The sequence below is a fragment of the Hymenobacter sp. BRD67 genome, from assembly GCF_013256425.1.
In the GTDB taxonomy this organism is placed as follows: Bacteria; Bacteroidota; Bacteroidia; order Cytophagales; family Hymenobacteraceae; genus Hymenobacter.
The window spans coordinates 3,627,427-3,652,339 of record NZ_CP053904.1; the positions used below are offsets into that span (position 1 = coordinate 3,627,427).

Annotated in this window: 29 protein-coding genes; 18 read left to right on the top strand and 11 right to left on the bottom strand. The window is 58.6% G+C overall.

The annotated features are described in order from the left end of the window. Window positions 1-31 precede the first annotated feature (31 nt). Window positions 32-631, bottom strand: coding sequence for an acyltransferase (locus GKZ67_RS16890; protein WP_173244628.1), 600 nt, complete (start codon window positions 629-631; stop codon window positions 32-34). Between the two features lie 287 nt (window positions 632-918). Between GKZ67_RS16890 and GKZ67_RS16895 the strand changes: the two genes are divergently transcribed. The 3 genes from GKZ67_RS16895 to GKZ67_RS16905 all read left to right on the top strand — a co-directional run bounded on the left by GKZ67_RS16895 (window position 919) and on the right by GKZ67_RS16905 (window position 3,391). After that, the gene (locus tag GKZ67_RS16895) at window positions 919-1,464 is read left to right on the top strand and encodes a carbohydrate binding domain-containing protein (RefSeq protein WP_173244631.1); all 546 of its coding nucleotides are present in this window, start codon (window positions 919-921) and stop codon (window positions 1,462-1,464) included. Between the two features lie 572 nt (window positions 1,465-2,036). Next, window positions 2,037-2,231: a hypothetical protein gene (locus GKZ67_RS16900; protein ID WP_173244634.1), complete on the top strand. Its 195-nt coding sequence runs from the start codon at window positions 2,037-2,039 to the stop codon at window positions 2,229-2,231. A gap of 63 nt (window positions 2,232-2,294) precedes the next feature. Next, window positions 2,295-3,391 (top strand): IS3 family transposase gene (locus tag GKZ67_RS16905; RefSeq protein WP_173244637.1). Its coding sequence is split into 2 segments (ribosomal slippage): window positions 2,295-2,547 and window positions 2,547-3,391, totalling 1,098 coding nucleotides; the frame shifts between segments, so codons are not numbered across the junction. 285 nt (window positions 3,392-3,676) lie between these two features. Here GKZ67_RS16905 and GKZ67_RS16910 read toward each other — a convergent pair. Continuing rightward, window positions 3,677-4,402: a glycosyltransferase family 2 protein gene (locus GKZ67_RS16910; protein WP_254244897.1), complete on the bottom strand. Its 726-nt coding sequence runs from the start codon at window positions 4,400-4,402 to the stop codon at window positions 3,677-3,679. Between the two features lie 468 nt (window positions 4,403-4,870). Between GKZ67_RS16910 and GKZ67_RS16915 the strand changes: the two genes are divergently transcribed. The 3 genes from GKZ67_RS16915 (at window position 4,871) to GKZ67_RS16925 (ending at window position 6,294) form a co-directional block, all read left to right on the top strand. After that, entirely contained in the window at window positions 4,871-5,131 is a 261-nt protein-coding gene (locus GKZ67_RS16915) for a hypothetical protein (RefSeq protein ID WP_173244643.1), read from the top strand. Window positions 5,132-5,235: 104 nt separating this feature from the next. Continuing rightward, on the top strand, window positions 5,236-5,448 hold the full coding sequence (locus GKZ67_RS16920; RefSeq protein WP_173244647.1) for a hypothetical protein: 213 nt from the start codon (window positions 5,236-5,238) through the stop codon (window positions 5,446-5,448). A gap of 372 nt (window positions 5,449-5,820) precedes the next feature. Then, window positions 5,821-6,294, top strand: coding sequence for a hypothetical protein (locus tag GKZ67_RS16925; RefSeq protein WP_173244650.1), 474 nt, complete (start codon window positions 5,821-5,823; stop codon window positions 6,292-6,294). A 54-nt stretch (window positions 6,295-6,348) separates the two neighbouring features. Here the strand turns inward: GKZ67_RS16925 and GKZ67_RS16930 are convergent, their stop codons facing one another. Continuing rightward, window positions 6,349-8,103, bottom strand: coding sequence for a hypothetical protein (locus GKZ67_RS16930; protein WP_173244653.1), 1,755 nt, complete (start codon window positions 8,101-8,103; stop codon window positions 6,349-6,351). Between the two features lie 153 nt (window positions 8,104-8,256). Between GKZ67_RS16930 and GKZ67_RS16935 the strand changes: the two genes are divergently transcribed. The 4 genes from GKZ67_RS16935 to GKZ67_RS25315 all read left to right on the top strand — a co-directional run bounded on the left by GKZ67_RS16935 (window position 8,257) and on the right by GKZ67_RS25315 (window position 10,960). Next, window positions 8,257-8,784, top strand: coding sequence for a 3-hydroxyanthranilate 3,4-dioxygenase (locus tag GKZ67_RS16935; RefSeq protein WP_173244656.1), 528 nt, complete (start codon window positions 8,257-8,259; stop codon window positions 8,782-8,784). Between the two features lie 140 nt (window positions 8,785-8,924). Further along, window positions 8,925-9,338: a hypothetical protein gene (locus GKZ67_RS16940; RefSeq protein ID WP_173244659.1), complete on the top strand. Its 414-nt coding sequence runs from the start codon at window positions 8,925-8,927 to the stop codon at window positions 9,336-9,338. Between the two features lie 57 nt (window positions 9,339-9,395). Beyond that, entirely contained in the window at window positions 9,396-10,403 is a 1,008-nt protein-coding gene (locus tag GKZ67_RS16945; RefSeq protein ID WP_173244662.1) for a transposase, read from the top strand. 26 nt (window positions 10,404-10,429) lie between these two features. After that, complete coding sequence (locus GKZ67_RS25315) at window positions 10,430-10,960, top strand: transposase (RefSeq protein ID WP_173244665.1); 531 nt, start codon at window positions 10,430-10,432, stop codon at window positions 10,958-10,960. 18 nt (window positions 10,961-10,978) lie between these two features. Here GKZ67_RS25315 and GKZ67_RS16955 read toward each other — a convergent pair whose 3' ends face one another. Beyond that, complete coding sequence (locus tag GKZ67_RS16955; protein ID WP_173244668.1) at window positions 10,979-11,680, bottom strand: HAD family hydrolase; 702 nt, start codon at window positions 11,678-11,680, stop codon at window positions 10,979-10,981. Window positions 11,681-11,816: 136 nt separating this feature from the next. Between GKZ67_RS16955 and GKZ67_RS16960 the strand changes: the two genes are divergently transcribed. The 4 genes from GKZ67_RS16960 (at window position 11,817) to GKZ67_RS16970 (ending at window position 15,081) form a co-directional block, all read left to right on the top strand. After that, window positions 11,817-13,223 (top strand): alkaline phosphatase family protein, encoded by a 1,407-nt coding sequence (locus GKZ67_RS16960; RefSeq protein WP_254244898.1) that lies wholly within the window; start codon window positions 11,817-11,819, stop codon window positions 13,221-13,223. Further along, complete coding sequence (locus GKZ67_RS23830; RefSeq protein WP_254244899.1) at window positions 13,136-13,516, top strand: hypothetical protein; 381 nt, start codon at window positions 13,136-13,138, stop codon at window positions 13,514-13,516. The genes GKZ67_RS16960 and GKZ67_RS23830 overlap by 88 nt, the downstream gene beginning before the upstream one ends. Window positions 13,517-13,581: 65 nt before the next feature. After that, on the top strand, window positions 13,582-14,133 hold the full coding sequence (locus GKZ67_RS16965) for an inorganic diphosphatase (RefSeq protein ID WP_173244671.1): 552 nt from the start codon (window positions 13,582-13,584) through the stop codon (window positions 14,131-14,133). Window positions 14,134-14,220: 87 nt separating this feature from the next. Continuing rightward, window positions 14,221-15,081 (top strand): hypothetical protein, encoded by an 861-nt coding sequence (locus tag GKZ67_RS16970; RefSeq protein ID WP_173244674.1) that lies wholly within the window; start codon window positions 14,221-14,223, stop codon window positions 15,079-15,081. A gap of 32 nt (window positions 15,082-15,113) precedes the next feature. On the opposite strand, the gene GKZ67_RS16975 is transcribed toward GKZ67_RS16970, so the two are convergent. After that, window positions 15,114-16,658 (bottom strand): NAD(P)H-hydrate dehydratase, encoded by a 1,545-nt coding sequence (locus tag GKZ67_RS16975; RefSeq protein ID WP_173244677.1) that lies wholly within the window; start codon window positions 16,656-16,658, stop codon window positions 15,114-15,116. Window positions 16,659-16,703: 45 nt separating this feature from the next. Between GKZ67_RS16975 and GKZ67_RS16980 the strand changes: the two genes are divergently transcribed. The 3 genes from GKZ67_RS16980 to sdaAA all read left to right on the top strand — a co-directional run bounded on the left by GKZ67_RS16980 (window position 16,704) and on the right by sdaAA (window position 18,799). Further along, window positions 16,704-17,243 (top strand): RBBP9/YdeN family alpha/beta hydrolase, encoded by a 540-nt coding sequence (locus GKZ67_RS16980; RefSeq protein WP_173244680.1) that lies wholly within the window; start codon window positions 16,704-16,706, stop codon window positions 17,241-17,243. Window positions 17,244-17,319: 76 nt separating this feature from the next. Then, window positions 17,320-17,784, top strand: a complete 465-nt coding sequence (gene msrB / locus GKZ67_RS16985) for a peptide-methionine (R)-S-oxide reductase MsrB (RefSeq protein ID WP_173244683.1) — start codon at window positions 17,320-17,322, stop codon at window positions 17,782-17,784. A gap of 118 nt (window positions 17,785-17,902) precedes the next feature. Then, window positions 17,903-18,799 (top strand): L-serine ammonia-lyase, iron-sulfur-dependent, subunit alpha, encoded by an 897-nt coding sequence (gene sdaAA / locus GKZ67_RS16990; RefSeq protein WP_173244686.1) that lies wholly within the window; start codon window positions 17,903-17,905, stop codon window positions 18,797-18,799. A 4-nt stretch (window positions 18,800-18,803) separates the two neighbouring features. Here sdaAA and GKZ67_RS16995 read toward each other — a convergent pair whose 3' ends face one another. The 6 genes from GKZ67_RS16995 to ispF all read right to left on the bottom strand — a co-directional run bounded on the left by GKZ67_RS16995 (window position 18,804) and on the right by ispF (window position 23,949). Continuing rightward, on the bottom strand, window positions 18,804-19,253 hold the full coding sequence (locus GKZ67_RS16995) for a hypothetical protein (RefSeq protein WP_173244690.1): 450 nt from the start codon (window positions 19,251-19,253) through the stop codon (window positions 18,804-18,806). An 80-nt stretch (window positions 19,254-19,333) separates the two neighbouring features. Beyond that, window positions 19,334-19,867 (bottom strand): hypothetical protein, encoded by a 534-nt coding sequence (locus tag GKZ67_RS17000; protein ID WP_173244693.1) that lies wholly within the window; start codon window positions 19,865-19,867, stop codon window positions 19,334-19,336. Window positions 19,868-19,942: 75 nt separating this feature from the next. Beyond that, window positions 19,943-21,316, bottom strand: a complete 1,374-nt coding sequence (locus GKZ67_RS17005; protein ID WP_173244696.1) for a LutB/LldF family L-lactate oxidation iron-sulfur protein — start codon at window positions 21,314-21,316, stop codon at window positions 19,943-19,945. 40 nt (window positions 21,317-21,356) lie between these two features. Beyond that, on the bottom strand, window positions 21,357-21,734 hold the full coding sequence (locus GKZ67_RS17010) for a GxxExxY protein (protein WP_173244699.1): 378 nt from the start codon (window positions 21,732-21,734) through the stop codon (window positions 21,357-21,359). Between the two features lie 46 nt (window positions 21,735-21,780). Beyond that, a complete protein-coding gene (locus GKZ67_RS17015) occupies window positions 21,781-23,454 on the bottom strand; it encodes a M28 family peptidase (RefSeq protein ID WP_173244702.1) in 1,674 nt (557 codons plus the stop codon). Window positions 23,455-23,469: 15 nt separating this feature from the next. Further along, entirely contained in the window at window positions 23,470-23,949 is a 480-nt protein-coding gene (gene ispF / locus GKZ67_RS17020) for a 2-C-methyl-D-erythritol 2,4-cyclodiphosphate synthase (protein ID WP_173244705.1), read from the bottom strand. Between the two features lie 314 nt (window positions 23,950-24,263). On the opposite strand from ispF, the gene GKZ67_RS17025 reads away from it, so the two are divergent. Then, window positions 24,264-24,881 (top strand): TetR/AcrR family transcriptional regulator, encoded by a 618-nt coding sequence (locus tag GKZ67_RS17025; RefSeq protein WP_229725303.1) that lies wholly within the window; start codon window positions 24,264-24,266, stop codon window positions 24,879-24,881. Window positions 24,882-24,913 lie beyond the last annotated feature (32 nt).

The following is a 24,913-nucleotide window of genomic DNA, read 5'->3' on the forward strand; positions in this document are numbered from 1 at the left end:
CTGCCACATTTCAATTTTTAATTCTCAATTTTTAATCGATTTCAAATACTGTTTTTTTATCCGGGCTTAGCTGGTAGTGCTGGCCACTTTCGGGGCAGATGGCCCGCCCCGCTTCGTCGAAGCGCAGCCGGTGGCCATAAGCACTCATCCAGCCCTGCTGGCGGGCGGGCGTACCGTAGACGAGCGCATAGGCCGGCACGTTGTGCGTAACTACGCTTCCGGCACCTACAAAGGCATAGCGCCCAAGCCGCACGCCACAGATAATGGTTGCATTTGCCCCGATGCTCACGCCTTGCTCCAGATAGGTCGTCTGGTAATGGCCTTCGCCCCGGCGTGGCACGGCCGAGCGCGGATTGCGCACATTGGTAAACACCACCGACGGGCCAAGAAACACATCATCTTCGCATACTACGCCGCCGTAAAGGCTCACGTTGTTCTGCACCTTCACATTGCGGCCTAGCATAACGCCATCGGCTACAAACACGTTCTGGCCCAGTGAGCAGTTTTCGGCGAGTACAGCCCCCGCCGCCACATGGCAAAAGTGCCAGATACGGCTACCTTCCCCTATGCGGCAGCCCGCATCGAGCACGGCAGTGGGGTGCGCATAAAAATCAGCAGGAAGGTTAGACACGGGGCGGGTAAGCAATTGCGACCGCAAAGGTAGCAAAGCAAGGGGGTTAAGGAGTAGGCGAGACACTTTAACACAAATTGACTTTCTTTAATATTACAGGGAGTCAACCTATACCGGGAGCTGTAAGCGGGCAGCCCGCTTACAGCTCCCGTGAACTGCGCTGGTGCTTCAACCAATAAAAAAGCGGGCCGTAGCCCAAGGTTTATTGCCGGGGTCCTGCCTACGTCAACTCGCATTAGCGGCGCCTATCTTTGAGCCTGAATTTTATAGATTTACCTTCTTCACTCATGAAAAACTGGTTAGCCCTTCTACTGCTGGCCTCGTTAGCCAGCTGCGGCGACTCGACCTCTACCCCTGCCAACTCGCTAGCCAGCAATAACTTTGAATCGGTTGATGGCTGGATGGGGGATACGCCCCAACCTTCCCTGACGAAAGAGAAGGCCCACTCTGGCGCATACAGCGTGTCGGTGCGGCCGGGTATTGACTATAGCCTGGGCTACAATAACACCCTTGGCAGAATGAGCACGAGCCGACCCGAAAAAATAAAGATTAGCGGCTGGGTTTATTTGCCGAGCCCCCAGGCCAGCGCCCAATTGGTGACGGAGATTAAAGACCCTACCCTTCCGACTAATAACGTGCTGCTCTGGAATGGCATTGACCTGAAAAAGGAAGTGAAGAAGTTCAACGAGTGGCAGCAAGTAGAGCGGGTAATCACTATTCCGGCTACAGCGAAAGCTACTTCGACACTCAAAGTGTACCTCTGGCGCGCCGATGACAGTCAGCCGGTCTATCTCGATGACCTGTCGCTCTCGCTCGACAACGAAGCCAAATAGCGCGTTAGTCAGCCTTCTTCTTATAGCTGCCCGGCTTGGAATAGGACAGCTAAGCAGAATATCCTGAAGCCTGGGCTGCCGCACAGATACTAAGGACTCGTCCGGTATTTAATGCGTTGCTGATAGCGAAGCTGTTTAGGAAGTCTGGTTGGGCGGTATCGCCGGCAGCCTGCTTCGGCCCCAACTTCCTAAACAGCTTCAGCATCTACTTCTGCCAGCGCCTAGCTCTAATGCCTCTACTACGCATATTGCTAGTGCAGCAAGCAGTTAATGAAGGTACTAATCGGCTTCTGGCAGAGTCTGCTCACTTGGCTGGGTATATATAATCTCAAAGCGATTTTTTCAGCTTTAAAATTTGCTTCTCAAATAGCTCATCTGAAACTGCTGCAACGCCCACAGTCAACACGAAAACCCCGAACGGCTGACCATAATACATACTTTGTGGCAGTTGCCAATTGTGCCGGCCAAGACAGTCAATAACCAGACTTTGATACATATATAAACTAAACGATATCCTGCCTAAGTAATCGATTATACTGCTTTTAACCAATAGCTTTACAAAATGGGAATTATTGAAAAACAAAGAAGCTGAAGATAAAGCAAAGGGGCCAGGCAATAAGGTATTTCTTGAAAGCGGCGAAAGTGAAGGTTTCGTAATTGCTGCTATCCAAGACGTTCAACAACACAATAAATACAAACAGCTTCTTAAGCTGATGGTTAGCATATTTGCTTTCTCAGCTAAGAGTAAGTGTAAGCTTCCCCTGTAAGTAGGCCAGTGTAAACTAGAGGAAGGTGGTATTTTCACCCCCCCCCCTTTTTTTACCAGCCCTATGAAAAAGAGTCGATTTAGTGAAGCCCAAATAGTGGGTATGTTGCGTCAGCAGGAACAAGGGCAGACCGTCGCGCAGATTTGTCGCGAGCACAGCATTAGCGAAGCCACGTTCTACGCCTGGAAAAACAAGTTCGGTGGCATGAGCACTAGTGAGTTGCAACGCCTGAAGCACCTGGAAGATGAAAACCGCCGCCTCAAACAGCTCTACGCCGAGTTAAGTCTGGAAAACCAGGTGATCAAGGAGGTGCTGCGAAAAAAGTAGTTACCCCCACGGCCCGACGCGAAGCGGCTCACTACGCCTGCGAGCGGGGGCTGAGCCAGCGCCAGGCGTGTCGACTAACGGGCCTGGCCCGCGAGAGCTATGCCACCCCGTCGGGTGGGGGCCGTGGGGGACTGCAAGCCACCGACGCCGACCTGGTCACCCGCTTGCGGGCGCTGGTCAAGCGGCATGGGGGTTGGGGCTTTTGGAAATACTACTATCGGCTGCGCAAGCTCGGGGTGGTAGTCAATCACAAGCGGCTCTGGCGACTCTACCAGGCAAGGAGCTTGCAACTGGGAAAGCGGCGCAAAAAGAAGCGGTTGCCTGAACGGGTCAAACGACCGCTGGAAGTACCCACCCAGCCCAATGTCTGCTGGTCGCTCGATTTTATGAGCGATGCCTTAACCGATGGGCGGCGCTTCCGCACCTTGAACGTGGTCGAGGACTGGAACCGGGAAGTGCTCGGTATAGAAGTCGATTTCTCGCTACCGGCCGCTCGCGTCGTGGCCCTGCTCACCACCCTGGTCAGCCGCTACGGCTCGCCGGCCCGGATTCGGGTGGATAACGGCCCTGAACTTATCAGTCAGGTGCTCCAGACCTGGTGTCAGGAGCAACACATCGAGTTGCACTGGATTCAACCCGCTAGCCCGACCCAAAATGCCTATATTGAACGCTTTAACGGCTCGTTTCGCCGCGAACTGCTCAATGCCTATCTCTTTACCACGCTACGGCAGGTGCGCGAACAGTGCCAGAGCTGGCAGTACGATTACAATCATTTGCGCCCGCATGAGGCCCTTAACTTTCTAACCCCCATGGAGTTTCGTCAAGCTGCCTAACTCCAGTTTTGACTGGCCTACTTTGAGGGGAGCTTACATAAGCAGATTATTAAAAAGCCGCTTATTATAAAAACAGGTCACCCCCTACAGTTTAGTTATGCGGTATAAGCTTTAGGGCAGATGGCTTACCCTCTTGTATTCCCAGTGTGCTATAATAAATAACAATGGCCAGCGCAGCCGCACAACGGAGCGCATTGAGCCCTGCAAAGTGAACTCGGTGCTTTAGAGCAGGATAACTGGGTAGCTGGCATTTATAAAGGATATAACTATGTTATTTCAAGACAATCAGCGACGCAACAAACCATACTTAAGAATACAGTAGATGGCACGGAAACCATCGCGCCAGCCTATTTTTTTGCCCTCGGCGTAGGTGCGCCCGTAGTAGCTGATGCCTACCTCATAGAGGCGCACGCCGGGCACCCGCGCCACCTTGGCCGTTACTTCGGGCTCGAAGCCAAAGCGCTTTTCTTCGAGTTGCAGGCCCTGAATAATGTCGCGCCGAAACAGCTTGTAGCAGGTTTCCATATCGGTCAGGTTCAGGTCGGTCACCATATTGGTGAGAAACGTGAGCCAGGCATTGCCGATACTGTGCCAGAAGAACAGAATGCGGTGCGGGTTGCCGCCCATAAAGCGCGAGCCATACACCACATCGGCAAAGCCCTTGAGAACAGGATTGAGCAGCAGGTTGTACTCCTGCGGGTCGTACTCCAGGTCAGCATCCTGAATGATGATGTACTCGCCCGTAGCGGCAGCGATGCCCGTGTGCAGGGCCGCGCCCTTACCTAGGTTCACGGCGTGCTCGAGCAGGCGCAGGCCCAGCTCGGGATAGCGTACAGCATAGGCCTTGACGACAGCTGCGGAATCGTCGCTGGAGCAGTCGTTCACCAGGATAATTTCTTTGCCAATATCGTTCACCAGTTCGAGTTCGCGCAGCAAATCCAGAATCTGATGTATCGTGCGGCCCTCGTTGTACACGGGCACGATGATGGAAAGGGTTGTGAACTGCACCAAAGTAAGAGCGAAAAGGCTGGCCCGCGACCACGCCTCCTGAAATTGAACCTCAAAACTAGACTCCATTCTGCACAAACTCCTCTCCGGGCGTTTGTACAAGCTGCGCGCATAGCAAAGCATATAGCTTAGTTATGGTTTCCTTGGTCCGTGCGCCCTACTTTTGCCCGTTGTCTTCTTGCGATAAGTGATGAAAATTATTCTTTTTAGGCTTCTTGGCGTTGTCCTTTTTTCGTGCGGCGGGCCCACTGCCAGCGCCCTAGCGGGCCAGCTGGCGGCCACCAGCTTCGACGACCTCGACGGGTAGCAGAATGGTGCCAACGTGCCTTCGCTTACAAAAGAGCGGGCACATTCGGGCGCTTATTCTGCGAAAGTTGACCCGGCAGCGGAGTATAGCATGGGCTACGACAACCTGTTTGGCAAGCTCAGCGTCACCCAGCTCAGCAAGCTGCGGGTGCACGGCTGGTTTTTTTGCCCAATGACAAGGCGAGCGTATTGCTGGTGACGGAGCTTAAAAACCCCGGCGAGGATAAGCCGCTGCTTTGGGACAGCTTCGACCTGATTAAGGAAGTAACGGCCAAGTCATCGGTTAACCGTTGGTGCGAGGTAGACCACCTCATTACGCTGCCCAAGGGCGCGCCCTTTACCAGCTGGGTGAAAGTATATATGTGGCGCATCACTAGTACGCAGCCAGCTTATCTCGACGACTTACAACTGCTGCGGGCCGACTAATCTACCAGCCTGCTTCCGGGCCTGTTCTCCTTGCGTTTAGCTATGACTCCGCTAGCTGCCGTAGCACCTCACGCTTTGCTCGCCGGGCCGCAGGCGGGGCAGCCATGTGGCTGCTGGTGGCCGTGCTGCTTGGCATGGCTGCCTCTACTGCCAACTGGCCCGACCTGAAGGTGACCCGCTGGGATATGTTCGGGTATTACCTCTACCTGCCCGCCACCACGGTTTACCACGATTTGGATGGCCTAGGGGTTTGTGCCCGAGCTGCTCGACCGCACGGGGCTTACCAACCGCGCCAACCCCGACCAGTACGTTATTAAGTACACCAGAGGCAGGCCCTGCTGTGGTGGCCTTTTTTTCAGGCGGCGCACTTTTACACCCAGCATTTTAGCAAGTACCCCGCCGACGGCTACTCGCCACCCTACCAGCTGATGCTATACCTGGCCGGGCTGGCCTATTACTGGGCTGGGGCTGCTCCGGCGATTTTTGCTGCGCTGCTTCAGCGACCGCCTGAGCGCGGTACTGCTGCTGGCAGTGCACCTGGGAAGTAACTACCTGGTATACAGGTTTTTTTGCAGCCTGTACTCGCACAATAGCCTGTTTATTTCGGTAAGACGCAGGTTGATAAGGAGGCGCTAACCAAGTTTGATACCAACGAGCCGGCCCCCGACCCCCGGCTTTACCAGACCGAAATGGTGTATTTCAACGATTTCAGCCACGATACCAGCTCGGCGCGCACCACAACGTTTGCCCAGATGCCGCCGGCGCTGCTCGTAAATAAGGCGCATCCTTACAGTCCCGGCTACCAGGGGCAGCTGGGAGCTGCCAACCTGCGGGCCGGCGACTGGATAGAGGCGCGGGTGCAGGCCTACTCTCCGGAAAAAGTATACAATATCCACGGGATGCCACAGCTGGTAATCGAGTTTCGGCATCCCAATTCCGACCCGTACAAGTGGCAGGCCATCCGCATTACCAATAAAATTGGGGAGATAACCAGCTTGTGGGGCGGCACGCCCGGCCTGTGGGATGAGGTAAAGTTTGCCAGCCAGCTACCCGCCGAAGCGCGCCCCGAAGACGAGGTAAAGGTTTATGTCATGAACGGGGCCTCCACCAGCACCCTCTATATCGACAATCTGAGCGTGAGTGCGCTACGGCAAAGCAAGTAGCTTTTTGTTTTAGAGCCGCTTCAGCCCTACTGCCACACTGACACCAAAACGGCTTTAATAGCCAGCGGGCAGCGGAGGCTTTAGCAAGCTGTAATCGCCCTCGTAGCCCGCTACCAACTGCTCGGTGTAGCCGGCCGGCAGCAGCCATTGGCGCAGCAGGCGATGCGCCGGCTGCTCGTGCTGCTCGGGACGAATGACAAAGATGGCTTGCGGGTAGCGCTGCCGAAAAGCCAGCAGCTCGGCGGGCGTGGGGGCAGGCAGCAGCGCCAGCGAATCGGGATGCTGCTCCGCAATAAGCAGCGTGCGCAGCACTGGCTCGTGGGCGAAGGCCGCAAAAGTGGCGGCTGGCACCCGCGAGAGGTAGCCGCCCCGCAGCGCCTTGGCGTGGCGCGTCTGGTAAAAAAGCTCCGCAGGGTTCATGATACCCACCTGCTGGTTGCCATCGCGCAAGCCCAGGGGAACAGGGAACAGGATACCGCCGGGCAAGGCCGCGGCCAGGCGGTAAGCCTCCGGCACGTCAGCAGTCCGAATAAGCGGGTAGGCCGTGTGCTGATACTCCCCGAAAACGCCCGCCAGCAGCAGCGCCGGCAGCCCCAGGCGCCAGCCTCGCGCCCGCCCCAGCAGCCACTTATCCAAGCCGATGCTGACTGCCAGGGGCAGTAGCAGCGAGGCCATCATTACGTGCCGCACGGGACAGCGAATATTGTTGAAGAAGGGCACAAAATGCACGATGCCAGTTGGTAAGCGAAACAGGTCGTGGCCCATCCAGCGCAGCTCGGGCATGGTGAGCAGCACAAACAATAGCAGCAGTGCCCAGAAGGGCCGGGTTTCGGCGGGAGTGGCGGGCGCGGCCGGCGGGCTACCTAGGCGGCGCGACCGCAGCGCGGCCACTGCCAGAAATAAGGCGGCCAGCGGCAGTATATATCCTAAAAAACTAATATTCTCGACAGAGGCCGGGCTGTGGAAGCGGGGGCTGTGCCAGAAGGCATCGGTGGCGGCGGTGGCGAGCCAGCGGCTGCCCACGGGCGGCACCAGATAGCCGGCCAGGTCGCCGCCCCACCAGATGCCACCCCGGTCATCGAGCCCCAGCAGCCCAAGGCCGCGCGACACAAAATGGCCCAGCACAAAAATAGCTGCCAGCCAAGCCCACGGCTGCCAGCGCCGCCAGCGGATAGCTCCCAGCCGCAGGCCCCACCACGCCGCGTAGCCCGCCGAAAAATAGCACAGCCCGGCCAGTACGTAATAATCGCTGAAAAAACTAACTATCAATAAGATAATTACCCATGCCAGCGCCCGCCGGCTCCGTATGCGCGGCCAGAGCCGGCCGGCTTTGAAGGCAAAGGCATCGAGAAAAGCGGAGAGGTAGAAAGGCACCGTGGCCGTGAGCAGCAGGTTGTAGTGCTCGGGCCAGCGGGCCAGCTTGTAGGGCGAAAAAGCGAAAGCGAACCCCACCAGCGCACACAGCAGCGGCTGGCGCACCCAGCGCCCCGCCAGCCGCGCTGCGCCTACTCCCGAAAGCACGAAGCTCAGCAGCAACCCCAGGTTAACGGACCAGAATTCCTGGTTCAGCACCAGATTAAGCACGCCCAGCACCTGGGTGTAGGTATGCAGCCAGAGGCTGGTGCCCTGCGGGTAGAGCAGCAGCGGCGTAAACATGGGGCTATGCCCCGCCACTACCTGCCGCCGAAAATTCCAGACGTTCCAGATGTATTGGTTGGCGTCGCCGTTGGCGTAGCCCACAAAGGCCGTACTAACCTCCCGGCTCAGCGGCCAGCTGTACCAGGCGAATAACCCGGCGTACACCACCATTAGTAGTCCCAACCATCGCCATTCCAGGCAATTGGGCGCCAAAGAAACAGGTGCTGGCAGTCTATCCAATACTTTACTGGTGCTATATTATTTCAACAAAAGTAGCGGCGGCCCGGTAGCTAGCTTTGTATTGTCCCTCTTTTACCAACCCCTATGCCCATTGCCCGCCCCTTTAACTTTACGCAGTGGATTGCTGACCACCGCCACCTGCTTAAGCCCCCCGTAGGGAACCAGCAGGTTTTCAAGGATAATAAAGACTTTATTGTGATGGTAGTGGGCGGCCCCAACGCCCGCAAAGACTACCACGTGGACGAGGGCGAAGAGCTGTTCTGGCAGCTCGAAGGCGATATTGTGGTGAAGATTATCGAAGATGGCCAGCCAGTGGATATCGAAATAAAAGCCGGCGATATGTTTCTGCTGCCGGCCGGCGTGCCGCATTCGCCGCGCCGGCCGGCCGGCACCGTGGGCCTGGTGCTGGAGCGCTACCGCACGGCCGGCGAGCTCGACGGCTTTCAGTGGTACTGCGAAAACTGCGGCCACCAGCTCTACGAGGAGTTTGCCGAGATTACCGACATCGTAGCTCAGCTGCCGCCCATTATGAACCGCTTCTGGGCTAATGATGACCTGCGCACGTGCAAGGTGTGCGGCACGTATATGGAAACGCCGGCCAAGGTGGGGTAAGCATACAGAAGCAAAGCCACTTAAAGTAACATGTCTTACTGGACAGGTCTTAAAATAAAGCTATTTTCACAAAACTTATAATAGGTTATAAAGTAGCATCATTCTTAAAATAACCCTGTTTTTTGCTCGCTAAGCATTGTATGAAGCTATCTAATCTAAGGTCTAAACCACTCATTTGGGGTATTGCCTTTTTTGTGACAGGAGTATTCTTTTTGCTTTATGGTTCAAGTGTTATCAGCGCCAAGAGCTACTCAAAATATCTAAATTCCCAAATAAGCGGCACAGTGCAGGATATTGAAGGTTTCAATAGAGGCTTTCCCATCCTTAGCATAGATAGAAATAATTTATATATTCACTATTTACCTCCCGAATTCGGCAAATATATTTTACCTGGAGACTCTATCTTCAAGCCTAAAGGGAGTTTAGCAGTTACTTCTTTTAGGAAACATAAATTATGCGTTGAAAGCATTGTGTGGAAGTACTCTATAATCAATGGTTACGAGCAGCCTGATATTACTAAAAAAACGATTTGTAAATACCCTTTTACGTTCTAGCAAACGACCGTGGCTGTTGCAGAAGTATCGGAGAAGTAGGGCGCTCGTATAAAACGGATGCAAGGCCAGAAAGACTTCCACGATAAACTCAGCCTGTGCTTCCGCCTCTCCGAGCGCGTGCCCAAGCACAATTTCTATCGTCGTTTGCGCGACTTGTTAGACTGGGAGTTTCTGCGCGAGCAGACCCGCTCCGTCTACAGCCACACCGGACAGCCCTCGCTCGACCCAGTGGTGTTTTTCAAGCTGGTGCTGGTAGGTAGACTGGAAAATATCGTCAGCGACCGGCGCCTAATCGAGCAGTGCGCCTTGCGCCTCGACATTCTCTATTTTCTGGGTTATGAAGTGGACGAGGACTTACCTTGGCACTCGACTATCAGTCGCACTCGCCAGCTGTATCCGGCGGCCGTCTTCGAGCACCTCTTTGACCAGGTCTTTGCCCAGTGCGTACGCGCCGGGCTAGTGGCCGGCGATACCCAGGTGGTGGACTCGGCTCCCGTCAAAGCGGCGGCTTCGCTCGATACGCTGCGCGAGAAGCCCGCGGCCGTCGGCCCTTCCTTAACAGTTGCCGGCAAGCCGCAGGTGCTCCCAGCGCCCGTTGTGCGGTCCGCACCGGCCCACCAGCTGCGCCGCGAGGCGGCCCGGCGGGCCAAACGGCAAGCCGCGCCGGGTGGACTGGGCGCCCAGCACCCCAAAGCCCAGCTGCTGAGCAATAAGACCCACTATAGTCCGACCGACCCCGAAGCGCGCATTTCCGTCAAGCCCGGCAAAGCCCGCGCCCTCAACTATCTGTGCAGCGTGGCCGTGGACACAGCCAGCGGCCTCATCAGCCACATCCAAGCCGACTTTGCCGACCGTCGCGACAGTGCGCACTTGCCAGAGCTGGTCGCTCGGCTGCAAACCCGGCTAGCGACCAACGAGTTGCCCATGCACGACTTGGTAGCTGATACGGGCTACTCCAACGGCTTCAACTATATTTTTCTGGAGCAGCGCGGGATTACGCCCTGGATTCCCGTGTTTGGGCACTACAAGCCAGCCCCGAAGGCTTTACGTATGAAACGGAGCTAGATGCGTTTCGCTGTCCAGCGGGCAAGTTGCTGCCTTTTCGCAATTATGCCACCAGCAAAGACGGCAACTGGGTCAAGAATTACCGGGCGGCTTATCAGGACTGCCAGCACTGCCCGTTGAAGATGAGCTGCACCCCGGCCGCGCCCCAGCAGAAGTTCGTGCGCTCGGCTTTTGATGCGGCCTATCGGCGCGCGTGGCACCGGCAACACAGTCGGGCCGGCCAGCAGATGCGCCGGCTCCGGCAACGCACCGTCGAACCAGTTTTTGGCAGCTTACTCCACCACTACGGGCTACGACGGGTCGGCACCAAGGGCCAGGCAGCAGCTCATAAAACTATGCTGCTCAGTGCGATTGCCTACAACTTGAAGAAGCTGCTCAAGCATCAGCCAAAGCAGCCCGCCAGCGTGGCACTGGCCCTATACCCGGCGCAACAAGGGCCCTATAGCTCGCTTTTTAGCGCTTGGTTGACCGATTCTAACTCTCTTCAAGTCAGTTCTCTAACTGAGTGCCTACCCACCTGGAGTTCTGCAACAGCCACGACCATTTGCAGCATATAAAACCTCTCTATCATAGCGCTACGCCCGCTGCTTAGCGGGTGTAGGCACTGGTCTCGCTGTTGCAAACGTCTCGCGCAGCTTCTCGGGCGTCAACTCGGTAAAATCGCGGATGACTAGCAGTGGGGCCTGAAAATCGCGGCCCGGCAGGGTCGAAGCCACGGCTACGCAGTGCATGTGGGCACGGTAGGCGGCCTGCTCGCCCAGCAAGGCATCCTCAAATACCACACAGTGTTCGGGCTTCACGCCCAGCTTTTGGGCCGTTACAGAATAGGTATCGGCGTGGGGCTTGCCCTTATCCACGTCGTCTTTCGTGATAACTACATCGAAGAAGCGGCGCAGGTTGAGGTCGTCGAGGATGTAGCTGATGGTTTCCTGGCCCGAGCCGGTACCGAGGCCGATTTTGAGGCCGGCGGCGCGGGCAGCTTCCAAGAAATCGACCAGGCCAGGCAGGGCGCGGCGGTCGTCCCAATACAGCGTGCGGTAGAGAAATTCACGCTGGCTGGCCAGAGCTTCGAGCTGCTTAGCGGTCTGGGGCCTTTCGGCGAAGGCTTCCTTGAGAATTTCGGAGGCCGGCGCGCCGTTCAGGCGGCGCAGCAGCTGAGTGGCATCGACCTGCACACTCTGGTCGCGGAAAAGCAGTTGGAAAGCGCGGGCCTGCACAGGTGTGTTATCGATGAGGACGCCGTCCATATCGAAGATGAGGGCGTGAAGATTGGGCATAAGCATCGAGAAAAGTCAGCCCGCCGAAAGCGCGTCAGGCAATAGAAACACAGATTTAACTCAGCATTCTGCCGAATTACCGGCTCGCTCATTCACTGGCACGGTATCTTTGTCGGCCTTCTTTACCGGCTTTTGCATGAAAAAGATATTGCTGCTGACCTTACTCGCCCTGCCCGCCCTGGCGCAGAAGAAAGGCCCGGCCCTTGCGCGGCCCAAGCTGGTGGTGGGCATTGTAATCGACCAGATGCGGTACGACTACCTGTACCGCTACTGGGATAAGCTGGGCAGCGGCGGCTTTAAGCGCCTGCTGGGCGAGGGTTTCAGCTACGAAAGCTGCCACTACAACTACGTGCCTACCTATACCGGGCCGGGCCACACGAGCATCTTTACGGGCACTACGCCGGCCACCAACGGCATTGTGGGCAACAACTGGTACGAGCGCGAAACCGGCAAAACCACCTACGTGACCGACGACAAAACCGTGCAATCGGTGGGCGGCACGCTGGCCGCGGGCCAGATGTCGCCGCGCCACAACCTGGCCACTACTATTACCGACGAGCTGCGGCTGGCGACCAATTTTCAAAGCAAAGTAATTGGCGTGTGCATCAAGGACCGGGGCAGTATTTTGCCGGCCGGGCACGCGGCCAACGCCGCCTATTGGTACGATGGCTCCAATGGGGCGTTCATTACCAGTACGTTCTATATGCCGGCGCTGCCCGACTGGGTCAGCAAGTTTAATGCGGCGGGCCACGCCGCGCAGTACCTCAGCCAGCCCTGGAACACCCTGCTGCCGATTGGTGAATACACCGAAAGCACCCCCGACGATGTGCCCTGGGAATCGGCTTTTAAGGGCGAGGCCAAGCCGGTTTTTCCGCACGACCTGCCTACGCTGAGCGCTACCCCGTCGGCGGCCGTGAAAGCCACCGAAAAGTCGTCGGGCGAGAAGCAGCCCGCCGCGCCTACCCAAAACCTCGACCTCATCCGCTCCACCCCTTTCGGCAACTCGCTCACGGCCGATTTTGCCATCGAAACCCTGCGCCAGGAGCAAATGGGCCAACGCGGGCAAACCGACTTTCTGACCCTGAGCTTTAGCAGCACCGACTACGTGGGGCACCAGTTTGGCACTACGGCCATCGAAACGGAGGATACTTACCTGCGCCTCGACCGCGACCTGGCCCGTATGCTGGAGGCTATTGATAAGCAAGTGGGCAAAGGGGAGGCGCTGGTATTTCTGACTGCCGACCACGGAGCTGACCAGGCAGCCGGGTTTCTGGAAGCCCACCGCCTGCCGGGCGGCGGCCTGGGCACGGCGTCTGTGCGCGACTCGGTGCAGCGTGCCCTGGTGCGCCGCTACGGGCCGGCAACTGGCTGCTCGACTTCGAAAACCAGCAGGTGTACCTCAACCGCCCGCTGCTGCTGGAGAAAAAGCTGGAGCTGGCCAAAGTGCAAAACGAAGTGGCCGAGATTCTGCGCCAGCAGCCGCACATTGCGCAAGCCATCTCGGCTACCGACTTGCAGCGCAATGCCTGGCCGGTGGGCCTGAGCATGTACCAGGCCAACGGCTTTTATGCCCCGCGCTCGGGCGACGTGCTGTTTGTGATGTCGCCGGGCTGGCTCGAAGCCTACAGCTACCCCGTGGTGAAGGGCACCACGCACGGCGCCTCATGGGCCTACGATACCCACGTACCGCTGCTGTTCTGGGGCTGGCACGTGCGCCACGGCGAGTCGGCCGAGGAAGTCAAGATTGTAGACATTGCCCCTACTGTGGCTCGCTACCTGCACATTCAGGAGCCCAGCGGCACCAGCGGCACGCCGCTTTTGGAAGTGCTGAAATAGGTAGTTCGGCGTTCGGCCCGACTTTTACGTTATTCTCCCATTTATTCTTCATCCCCACACTAAACGTGACCCATTTCAACCCTTGGCACGACGTATCGCGCGGCGATAATTTACCCGAAACTGTTATCGGTGTTATCGAAATCCCCAAAGGCAGCAAAGGCAAGTATGAGCTGGATAAAGACAGCGGCCTGCTCAAGCTCGACCGCGTGCTGTTTTCGGCCGTGCATTACCCGGCCGCCTACGGCTTTATTCCGAAGACGTACTGCGACGACAAAGACCCGCTTGACATTCTGGTTTTGTGCTCGGTCGATATTCCGCACATGTGCCTCGTGGAGGCTAAGGTTATCGGCGTGATGCAGATGCTGGACCAGGACGAGGAGGATGATAAAATCATCGCCGTGGCCGCCCACGATGTATCGGTAAATCACTATAATGAGCTGAGCGACCTGCCACCCTACATGATGCTGGAGATGCAGCGCTTTTTCGAAGACTACAAAGCGCTCGAAAACAAGCATGTAGAAGTAAAGCAGTTCCTGGGCCGCGAAGAAGCCTACCGCATCATCAACGACAGCATCAAGCTCTACGAAGAAACGTTTGGCGACCAGCCGGCCGCTTAGCCGGCCCCAACGGTTAGCAGAACGTCATGCCGAGCAGCGAACCGCTCAGCATGACGTTCTTTTATTTGTGCCACTTTTTACCCAGCCATGCCCGCTGCCAGCCGTGCCCTCCCCCTGCGCCTGCTCGACGCGCTGCTTTACAGCAGCGTGTGGCTGGCTACGGCAGCAGCGGCCCAAACGGCCGCCACACTGCGCCTGTGGCCGGCCTCTAGCCAGGGGGTGGCCGGCCTGCACACCGTAGTGCTGGTATTTGCGGCCACGCTGCTGACCTACAACCTCGATGCGGCGCTGCCCTTTAAGCACAGCCAGCCGCCGGGCACCTCGGGCCGCAAGGCCTGGCAGCAGCGGCACCGGCCGGCTATGCTGGGACTGGCGGGTACGGCCGCTCTCACGGGAGCCTACCTGCTGCTCACGGATGGCTGGGTGCATTTTTTGCCGATACTGCTGCCCCTAGCGGCGCTGGCTATTGGCTACTCGTGGCCGGTGCTGCCGTGGCGGGGGCGCTGGCGGGCCATCCGCGAAGTGCCGCTGCTGAAAGTATTTCTGATTGCGGGGGTGTGGGCTGCCGTGACGGTGGGCCTGCCCGCGCTGGCGCTGCACCGGCCCCTGGCCTCGGCGCTGGGGCTGCTGGGGCAGCGGTTTTGCCTGGTCGTGGCCCTGGCCATTGTGTTCGACATCCGCGACTACAGCCGCGACGGCGCCGTGGCGCTACGCACATTTCCGGTGCTGCTGGGCATCAACGGGGCTAAGCTGGTGTCGCTGAGCTTTCTGGCCGCCGCCATGGCGCTGGGCCTGGGGCGCGAGGCCTCACCGCTGGCGGTCGTGCTGCCGACTGCCCTCTGCGCCGCCGTTATCATCGCAGCGCAGGAGCGGCGGGGCGACTATTTCTTTGCCCTGGTTACCGATGGCCTGCTGCTGGTGCAGGCAGCGGCGTATTTTATTTTTTGAATATTTCTGACTTCGGCAGGGCAGACTGCCCGCTACACCGTCAGCGCCTGCAGGGCCGGGCCGATAAAGCGCACCAAATCGCCGGCTACCAGCCCGGCCTCTCCGGTTTCGGCAGCGGCGAGGTCGCCGGCGTGGCCATGGGCCAGCACGGCGAGGCGCACGGCCCGCAGCGGGTCGAGGCGCTGGTCGGCCCGCAGCGCCAGTACCAGTCCGGTGAGCACGTCGCCGCTGCCGCCGGTGCCCATGCCGGGGTTACCGGTGCTGTTGAAAAACACCTGGCCATCGGGCGCAGCCACGACAGTGTAAGCTCCTTTCAAGACGACCACGCACTTGCGCTGCTGCGCAAACTGGCGCAGTAAATCGAGGCGATGGTAGTCGTCGCGGGCCTTGTCGGTGAGGCGCGTAAACTCGCCGATGTGGGGCGTGAGCACCGTATTTTCGGGCAGCAGGTCTAGCAGCTCGCGGTGCTGGCCCAGCAGGTTGAGGGCGTCGGCGTCGATGACGAGCGGCACCTTGGCCGTGCGCAGCAGCTGTTCGAGCACGGCGCGACTGGCCTCCTCCTGCCCCAGGCCGGGCCCGATACCAATGGCCTGATAGCTTGCTAAATCCGGCAGCTCACTGATAAAATCGGGCTGCGGGTCGGGCAGACACATGGCCTCGGGCCGGGTGGTTTGGATAATGTCGTAGCCAGCGGCCGGCACGCGCACCGTGAGCAAGCCCACGCCGCCGTGCAGGCAGGCCCCGGCCGCCAGCACGGCAGCGCCCATCTTGCCCCGGCTGCCCGCCAGCAGCAGGGCATGGCCAAAGGTATTTTTATAGGCAAATTTGCTGCGCCTGGGCAGGGTCACGTCGGGCGTAATAGCGGCCAGAGCGGCATCGAAACCCAACGTGCCCGGCATGCGCGTAAGCTGCCAGGGCGTTTCAGCCTGCCCGACAAAACATTCACTAAGCTGAATATTTACTACGTACCACTCGCCCACATACCCGGCATTTTGCGGCAGCAGAAAAGCCCGCTTGGGCAGGCCGAAGCTGATGGTGTGGGTGGCCCGCACAATGGGGGTGCTGGCATCGGCCTGGGGCGCATCGGCGAGCAGGCCGCTGGGCAAATCCACGGCTATCACCCGGGCGTGGCTGTCATTGAGGTGACGCACTACGGTGGCGGCCAGCCCATCGAGCGGACGGCTGAGGCCGGTGCCAAATAGCGCATCAATTACCAGCGTGCCCGGTTGAATAGCGGGCAGATTATCAGCGCTTAGCTCAGTTATCGGGATGACTTTGGGCAGTACGTGGTGGTTGTACTGATAGTCATCTGAGTATTTCTCAGCCGGCAGCAGGCCCAGGCGCACGGCGTAGCCGGCCATAAATAGCAAGCGTGCCAGGGCCAGGCCATCGCCGCCGTTGTTGCCGGGGCCGCACAGCAGCCATATTTCGCCGGCCTCGCGGGGGCTGTAGTGGCGGCGCAGCCAGTCGCCCAGGGCCATGGCGGCCCGCTCCATGAGCGCAGTCGAAGTGGTGCGCTGCTCGGCAATGGTGGCCTGGTCGAGCGCGCGGATTTGGGCGGCGGAGAGAAGTTTCATAGTCGGTATCTAACGCGAAAAATGGCTGGCGAGCTACTTTTAGCCATGCAAAGAAAAACTCACTTCTTTATCGTGCCCGGCCTGGGCAGCTCGGGGCCCGAACATTGGCAAAGCTATTTTGAGCGGCAAAACCCGGATTTCACCCGCATTCAGCAGCGCGAATGGGATGCGCCCGACAAAGACGACTGGGTTGCTACCCTCGAACAGGCACTGGCCGGCGAAGACCTAAGCCAGGTAGTGCTCATTGCCCACAGCCTGGGCTGCGTGACGGTGGCGCACTGGGCCAACACCTATGGCCACCGTATAAAAGGCGCGCTGCTGGTGGCGCCCGCCGACGTAGATACGTCGTCTTTCGCCGCCTTTCCCACCACCGGCTTCGGGCCAATGCCGCTGCAACGCCTGCCTTTTCCGAGTAAAGTAGTCGCCAGCACCACCGATGAGTGGGTAAGCGTAGCGCGGGCCCGGCAGTTTGCCGAGGCCTGGGGCAGCAAGCTGATATTACTCGAAGCCGCCGGCCACCTCAACGCGGCCAGCGGCCACGGCAACTGGCCGGCGGGGCTGGAACTGCTACGCGAGTGGGCATAGCCACCCCAACCCCGCCGCTTTGAACCCTGGGCGTCGTCAAACGTTTTACTCACACAACTCTCTGTTATTTTTCCTTATGCAAACCTGGAACGACGTTATCCGCCTGGCCAACCACGGCGCCCCGACCCCGCCCCGCAGCGTGGAGAAAACCGCTGCCGAATGGAAGGCCCAGCTCACGCCCGAGCAGTACCACGTCACGCGTGAGCACGGCACTGAGCGCGCCTTCACCGGCGAGTATTGCGAGGCCCACGAAGCCGGCCTGTATGCCTGCGTGTGCTGCGGCACCCCGCTCTACGACTCGCGTACCAAGTTTGAGAGCGGCACCGGCTGGCCCAGCTTTACGCAGCCCGTCGACGAGACCGCTGTCAGGTACAAGAAAGACACCAGCTACGGCATGACCCGCGTGGAAGTGCTCTGCAACGTGTGCGATGCCCACCAGGGCCACGTTTTCCCCGATGGCCCGCCGCCCGGCGGCCTGCGCCTGTGCATCAACTCGGCCAGTATAAAGCTGGTGACGACTAAAGAGCCGGCGGCAAAGTAGGGGCCATGCCTACTAGCATCAGGTGAAAAAAGAACGTCATGCTTCGACAAGCTCAGCATGACGTTCTTTTTTACCTTTAAACATTCTCTATTACCGCTCTACTCCCACCCACCCTGTCATGTCGCTCTTATTCACTGATTTTGCTTCCTGGCAGGCACACTGCGCCGCTACCGGCGAGCCGCTCTACCAGCCCGTGCTGGCTTATGAGATTGAGCAAAAAGGGGCGACGGAAGAAGCCATCTGGCCCACGCTGCAACGGGCCTACGATGTGATGCGCAATGCCGTGCACGAGGGCCAGACCGGCAACATGACCTCGCGCTCGGGCATGATAAATAACGGGGCCAAGAAGATTGCCGCCTCGCCCGTCACGGTACTCTCGCCGGAATTTAAGCAATTGGTTGTAAGTGCGCTAGGCGCCAAAGAAGTAAACTCCTGCATGGGCCGGGTGGTGGCCGCGCCCACGGCCGGCGCGTCGGGCATTCTGCCGGGCGTGCTCACCACCATTCAGCGCATCCATCAGCTCGACGACCGCAAAATCCTGGAAGGGCTGTTAGTAGCAGCCGGCATTGCGCTCATTATCGAGCAGAATGCCTCGCTGGCTGGCGCGGTAGGCGGCTGCCAGGCCGAAACCGGCTCGGCCGCTGCCATGGGCGCAGGGGCCATTGTATATTGCCTCGGCGGCACGGTGGGAGAGACCTTTGCGGCCGTGGCCATTACCATTCAGTGCATGCTCGGGCTGGTGTGCGACCCCGTGGCGGGCCTCGTGGAAGTACCCTGCGTGGTGCGCAACGCCTCGGCGGCGGCCATCGCGTTTTCGTCGGCCCAGATTGCCATCGCGGGCGTTGACCCGGTTATTCCGGTCGACCAGTGCGTGGCCGCCCTCGGCGAGGTGGGCCAGAGCATGGAAACCCGCTACAAGGAAACTGCCCTCGGCGGCCTGGCCAATACTACGCGGGGCCGCGAAATCGAGAAAATGGTGCTGGTGCAGGACGTTAACATCTTGCCCGACGAGTAAGCCCTTAATGCAGCGAGCCCATTGCCGGCGCCAGCAGCAGCTGACTTAAAAACTCAATGGAGGGCGCGTAGCGCATCCGCAGTGCCTGGTAGTGCTGCCAGGCGGCTTCTTCATCGGGGCGCACGGGCAGGCCGCCATCGCGCAGCTCCTGCCATACTTTGGCAAAGGCTTCGCGTCCGGGGTTAGCAGCGGCGACTTCTTCGGGCGTGCGCAGCTCGGTGGGCTGCGTTTCGGCTTTCTTATCGAAAAAGCGCTGCACCCGGTTTACCGCCAGGCAACCGGCCGTAAACGTTAGCTCGACCTGCCGCGAGCGGGGAACGTCGAGCGCCGAAAACAGCAGGTTGGCTGTGTCAAGTACCAGTCCGGCCGCCGTGACCCAGGACCGGCCAGCCTGTGGCGAGCGAAAGAAAGCGAGTACCGGCAGTGAGGTATGGCTTTCGTCAATTTCAACCAACCAGTGCTCCCAGGCCAGCCATTGCGCGTCGTCGTTGGCGAAGTTGCCATCGTGGCCGAGCCATTTGAGCAGGCCGCTGGCTACGGGGGCATACCGGCGCGCAGCTCTATCTGGGCCACTACCACTTCGCGGCGCGAAAAGGCCTGGTAAATAGTGGGCAAATACGATATTAACAGCGTAAGCAGCAGCAAGCCCAGCGTGGCCTCGGAGTAGCTGAATATGTTGAGGGCCAGGCCCCGCACCGGCGTCGTACCCAGCGTGAGCAAGGAGCTGCCACTCAGCTCATAGCTCTTGGTAATGCTTTCGACGCCCAGCGCCCAGAAGATGGCCGTAAATCCCGCTCCCACCAGCGCCAGCCAGCCAATAGGCAATGCTACCAGCGCTACCGGCGCATAGTGGGCCAGGATGCGGTCGCGGTGGGCAAAAGTGCTGCTATGCCTCGCCGCGAAGTCGAACAGCGCCCGTACTCCCCCAAACACGAAGGCGTTGAGCCGCACCGACTCGTTGCGTGGCAATATGAAGGAGCGAATGGCCCCCGATACGGTAATAATAACGACCCAGCCCCCGGCCAGCCCCACCAGCAGGTGGCTAATAAACTTTACAGCAAACGGCATAAGCACCTGTACGGACAGAAGCCTTTACTGGCTGCCAGCCAGCGCGTAGTGCCGCCGCAAGCAGGCTGGCCGCCGCTATGATTTAGCCAGCCACAGCTGCCGAAACGACTTGTCGGCTACGTGCAGACTTTCGCGGCGCTTGCGCCAGCCGGCTTGGTCGAGCAGGTAGCCGAGACTAAAGTCTTTGAGGCGGCCAGGCAGCACATCGAGCGCCCAGCGGTGGCGCATGCTCCAGCGCCAGAGGCCGATGGCCAACCTCTCCACGGACGCGTTATGACCTTCGGCTACGCTTTGCTGGCGATTGAGCAGCAATAAGTTATGCAGGTTAATGCGTACCGGGCATACGCTGGTGCACGCCCCGCACAGGCTGCTGGCAAAGCTCAGGTGCTGGTGCTCTTTCAGGCCCGACAAGTGCGGACTGATAACCGAGCCGATGGGACCCGAATACGTGGTTTCGTAGGTGTGGCCGCCGATATTTTTGTACACCGGGCACACGTTGAGGCAGGCCCCGCAGCGAATACAGCGCAGGGCCTCGCGGCGGTCGGGCCGGGCCAGCAGGTTGGTACGGCCGTTGTCGAGCAGAATAACGACCATCTCCTCGGGGCCGTCGGTTTCGCCGGGCTGGCGCGGGCCGAAATACACGGTATTATACACCGTCACCTGCTGCCCGGTGCCGCTGGTGCTGAGCAGCGGCCAGAACAAGTCAAGGTCGGTGAGCTGGGGAATGAGCTTTTCGATGCCCACCACCGCGATGTGCAGCCCCGAAAAAGTAGCCGAGAGCCGGGCATTGCCTTCGTTCTCGGTAACGGCCACGGCACCCTCCTTGGCAATCAGGAAATTACCGCCCGTAATGCCGACCTCGGCCGAAGTGTACTTGTCGCGTAGCAGGTGGCGCGCCGTGAGCACCAGCTGCTGCGCATCGTCGGTATGCTCAATACCGAGGTGCTTGACGAAAATATCGGCGATGTCGGCCTTGCTCAGGTGCATGGCCGGCGTCACGATGTGGTAGGGGCGCTCGCCGTTGAGCTGCACAATGTACTCGCCCAGGTCAGTTTCGACCGATTCCACACCCCGGCTTTTGAGGTACTGGTTAACGTGGATTTCCTCAGTGGTCATACTCTTGGCCTTCACCACGGTGCGGGCGCTGCGGGCTTCCGTGAGGCGGCCGATTTCGGCCAGGGCTTCCTGGGCGTCGTTGGCCCACACTACCCGCCCACCACGCGCGGTGAAGTTTTTCTCAAACTCCAGCAGGTGTTCGTCCAGATTTTCTAATATATTGTATTTTATATATGCCGCGCGGGTGCGGGCCAGCTCGTGGTCGGCGTAATGCTGCATACCAGCGCTCACGGCCGCGTCGTATTTACCGATATTGAACCGGATTTTGCGGCGGTGCTCGAGGTCGAAGGCCTTTTTGTCCGCGTCAGTTTGGAAGTTTTGGGCTTTCGTCATTTCGCGCAGAGTTTCGCAGGGTTAGCAGAGTTTCGCGGAGCTAGAGGCCGTTGACAATGCGAACAATGTGGTCTTTTAAGGAGGGAACGTTGAAATTAAGCAGTAGGCCCAGCTTGAATTTTGACAGTTTCAGATAGTTGGTCAACTGCTTAGCGTGCATCGGGTGAAAGCTTTCGACTGATTTCAATTCTACAACCACTTTGTCTTCTACCAGCAAGTCGAGTCGATAGCCAACTTCCAGGCGCACCCCATCATAAATTACCGGTAAGGGCACCTGACTCTCTACTCGTAATCCCGCTTTTCGTAGCTCGTGCATAAGTGCCGCTTCGTACACTGCTTCCATCAGCCCCGGCCCCAGCACAGTATGCACTCGAAAAGCAGCTGTTAAAATATGGCCGGAAATAACGTTTTCGTGCATAGCTAAAAACTTTGCGAAACTCTGCCAACTCCGCGAGACTCTGCGCTTAGGGCTTATTCGAGTCTACCACCGGCCGCGCCTCCCGGTTCGCCAAATCCCAGGCCAGGTAGAATACCAGCCGGGCCCGTGCCTCCAGCTTATCAAACTCAATTTTGGAAATCTCGTCGCTGGCCTCGTGGTAGTCGGGATGCACGCCATTGAAGAAAAACGCCACCGGAATCCCCTTCTTAGCGAAGTTGTAGTGGTCGGAGCGGTAGTAAAACCGATTCGGGTCGTTGGGGTCGTTGAAGCGGTAGTCGAGGTCGAGGTTGCCGTGCTGCTGATTGGCCGCGATGAGTGCCGCGTGCAGCTGCGACGACAATTTATCTGACCCGATAACGTACACGTAGTCAGGCTTGCCCTGGTGCGCATCGTCGGTGCGACCAATCATATCAATATTGAGGTCGGTGATGGTGCTGGCCAGCGGGAATACCGGGTGGTCGGTATAATACTCGGAGCCGAGCAGGCCTTTCTCCTCGCCGGTATTCGCCAAAAACAGGATGCTGCGGCGCGGGCCGTGCCCGGCGTGGGCCGCCTTGGTAAAGGTCTGCGCAATGCTGAGCATCCCCACCGTGCCCGAGCCATCGTCGTCGGCCCCGTTGTACACCTGCCCGCCAATGATGCCGAGGTGGTCGTAGTGCGCCGACACCACCAGAATCTCCTCTTTCTTATCGGTGCCCGGCAAAAAGCCCAGCACGTTTTCGGTGCTTACGGCGCTGCGCTCCTGCGGCGCGCTGATGCTGAATTTAGGCGGCTTTACCTTGCTCGCCACCGGCTGCCTGGCGGCGGCCGTAGCCGTTTCGTAGCTCCGAATGGTTGCGTCGCTGGTACCCAGCAGCTTCAGGCCCAGGGTCGGCGACACGAAGAATGACGGCGCCCTGCCCCCCGCCTGGTCGGCAGCGGCGATGGTAGGCTGCATAATACGCGGCGTGAGGCGGGCGACCAGCTTACCAAAATCGGCCTTGGGCGAAAAATCGACAAAAAAGACGCTGCGGGCACCCTTTTGCGCGGCCAGCGCGGCCTTGGCCCGAAAATCAACGGCCCACTTGGTGGGTGTGCCGTCGGCACTCAGCACCGACTTGCCTTCGGCGGTGTACGGCTCGCCCAGCATCATAATAAGGTCTTTGCCTTTCACGTCGCGGCCCGTGTAGTCGGAATACGAGCCCTGCTCGATACCATAGCCCACAAATACTGGCTGCACGGCCGTAGCCTGTTGAAACGGCGAGCGGCCAAACGCATAAAAATCCTTCAGCCATTCGTAGGCCTTGCCGCCCACGGTGATGGTACCGCCCGTCTGCCAGGCGCTGCGCTCGAGATTGAAGGTTTGCAGGTAAGGGTTGGCGTTATTGGTCGTAACGGGGGCTACCAGGCTGTCGGCGGCAAACTGCTTGCTGATGTAAGCGGCGGCCATTTTCTGGCCCTTAGTGCCCGTTTCGCGGCCCTCGTACTCATCCGAAGCCAGCACGCTGAGGTCGCGCCGCAGGTGCTCCTGCGTAATATAGCGCTCAGCGTATGTAGTGACGTAGTCGACCGTTTGAGCTGGCACCGGCACCGGGCCATGCGGTGCAATACCCGCAGCCGGCACGTTTTTAAGCTTGATTTTAGTTTTGGCTGGGCTAGTCTGCGCCTGCACCAAAGCCGGGAGCGCCAGGGCGGCCAGCCAGATAGGAATGAATTTCATGAGAAACTGTTGGTATTATGCTTTATAAATCAAAACGGTAGCGTACGCGGCCACGCCTTCCTGCCGCCCCACGAAGCCGAGCTTCTCGGTCGTGGTGGCCTTAATGGAAATCAGGTCTTCCTCAACGGTCATTACCTGAGCCAGCGCCTGACGCATGGCCGGGATGTGTGGGTTCACCTTCGGCTGCTCCAAACATATAGTAGAGTCTATATTACTCAGCTCATAGCCTTTTTCGCGTAGCAGACGCAAGGTGTGGGCCAGTAGCTTCTTGCTGTCGATGCCCTTGTACTGCGGGTCGGTATCGGGGAAATGAAAGCCGATGTCGCGCAGGTTGGCCGCGCCCAGCAGCGCATCGCAGATAACGTGGATGAGCACGTCGGCATCGGAGTGGCCGAGCGCGCCGTGGGTGTGCGGTACCAGGATGCCGCCCAGCCAGAACGGCAGGCCCGGCTGCAATTGGTGAACGTCGTAGCCGAAGCCAACGCGGATTTTCATAAGTACGAAGTGAGCGGGATGGAGCGCAAAGGTATTTACCTGCGGGGATGCCGTGGGGGGCCGCTCAGCGGCGTTTAACTTTTACTAAAAAAGAGTTGGCAATTTTAACTAATATTATTAGCTTTGCGCCGACAATAAAATTAGTCATTACTGGTCGGGCTTATTCTCAAAGTCCCGAAAATACTGGACCTGCTTAAAGTAAAAGCGGAGTTAATCCGTCAGGTTAAAAAACTACTCTGGTCGGCTGACGCGAGCGAAAAATAACATGGAAACTTTGGGGACATCAAAAGTTTCCGTTGTATCTTTGCAGCGTCATGATAGAAACCAAGGACCGGATTCTGCACCAAGCGGCGGCGCTTTTTATGCGCAACGGCATCAAGAGTGTGAGCATGGACGATATCGCGGCCGAATTGGCGATGTCGAAAAAGACGCTTTATAAGACCTTCACCAACAAAGACGAAATCGTGCTGGCCGTGATGAGCACGCACCTGGCTAAGGTGCAGGGCGAGTGCGCCAGCATAGCAGCCCCGGCAGCCAACGCCGTGGAAGAAATGCTGAACCTCTCGCACTGGGCCGACCAGCAGTTCAGCAACATTCACCCCAGCATTTTCTACGACCTGCGCAAGTATCATCCCGATGCGTGGGTACTATTTGTAGCCCACAAAAACACTTTCATCCTCAACCAAATAACCCAGAACCTGCGCCGGGGTATGGCCGAAGGCCTCTACCGCCCCGACCTCGACGTGGAGGTGCTGGCCCGCCTCAACCTGGCCCAGATTGAGCTGGCCTTCGACCCGGTGCTGTACCCGCCCGCCCAGTTTGGGCCCGACCGCGTGAACCGGGTATTCGACGAGCATTTTCTTCTGGGGGTGGCTACGCTCAAGGGTCACAAGCTTATTAATGAGTATCGCCGTATCACCGAGGAAGAATAGCCCGGCTCTTTACCTGCTCTTTACCAGACTGT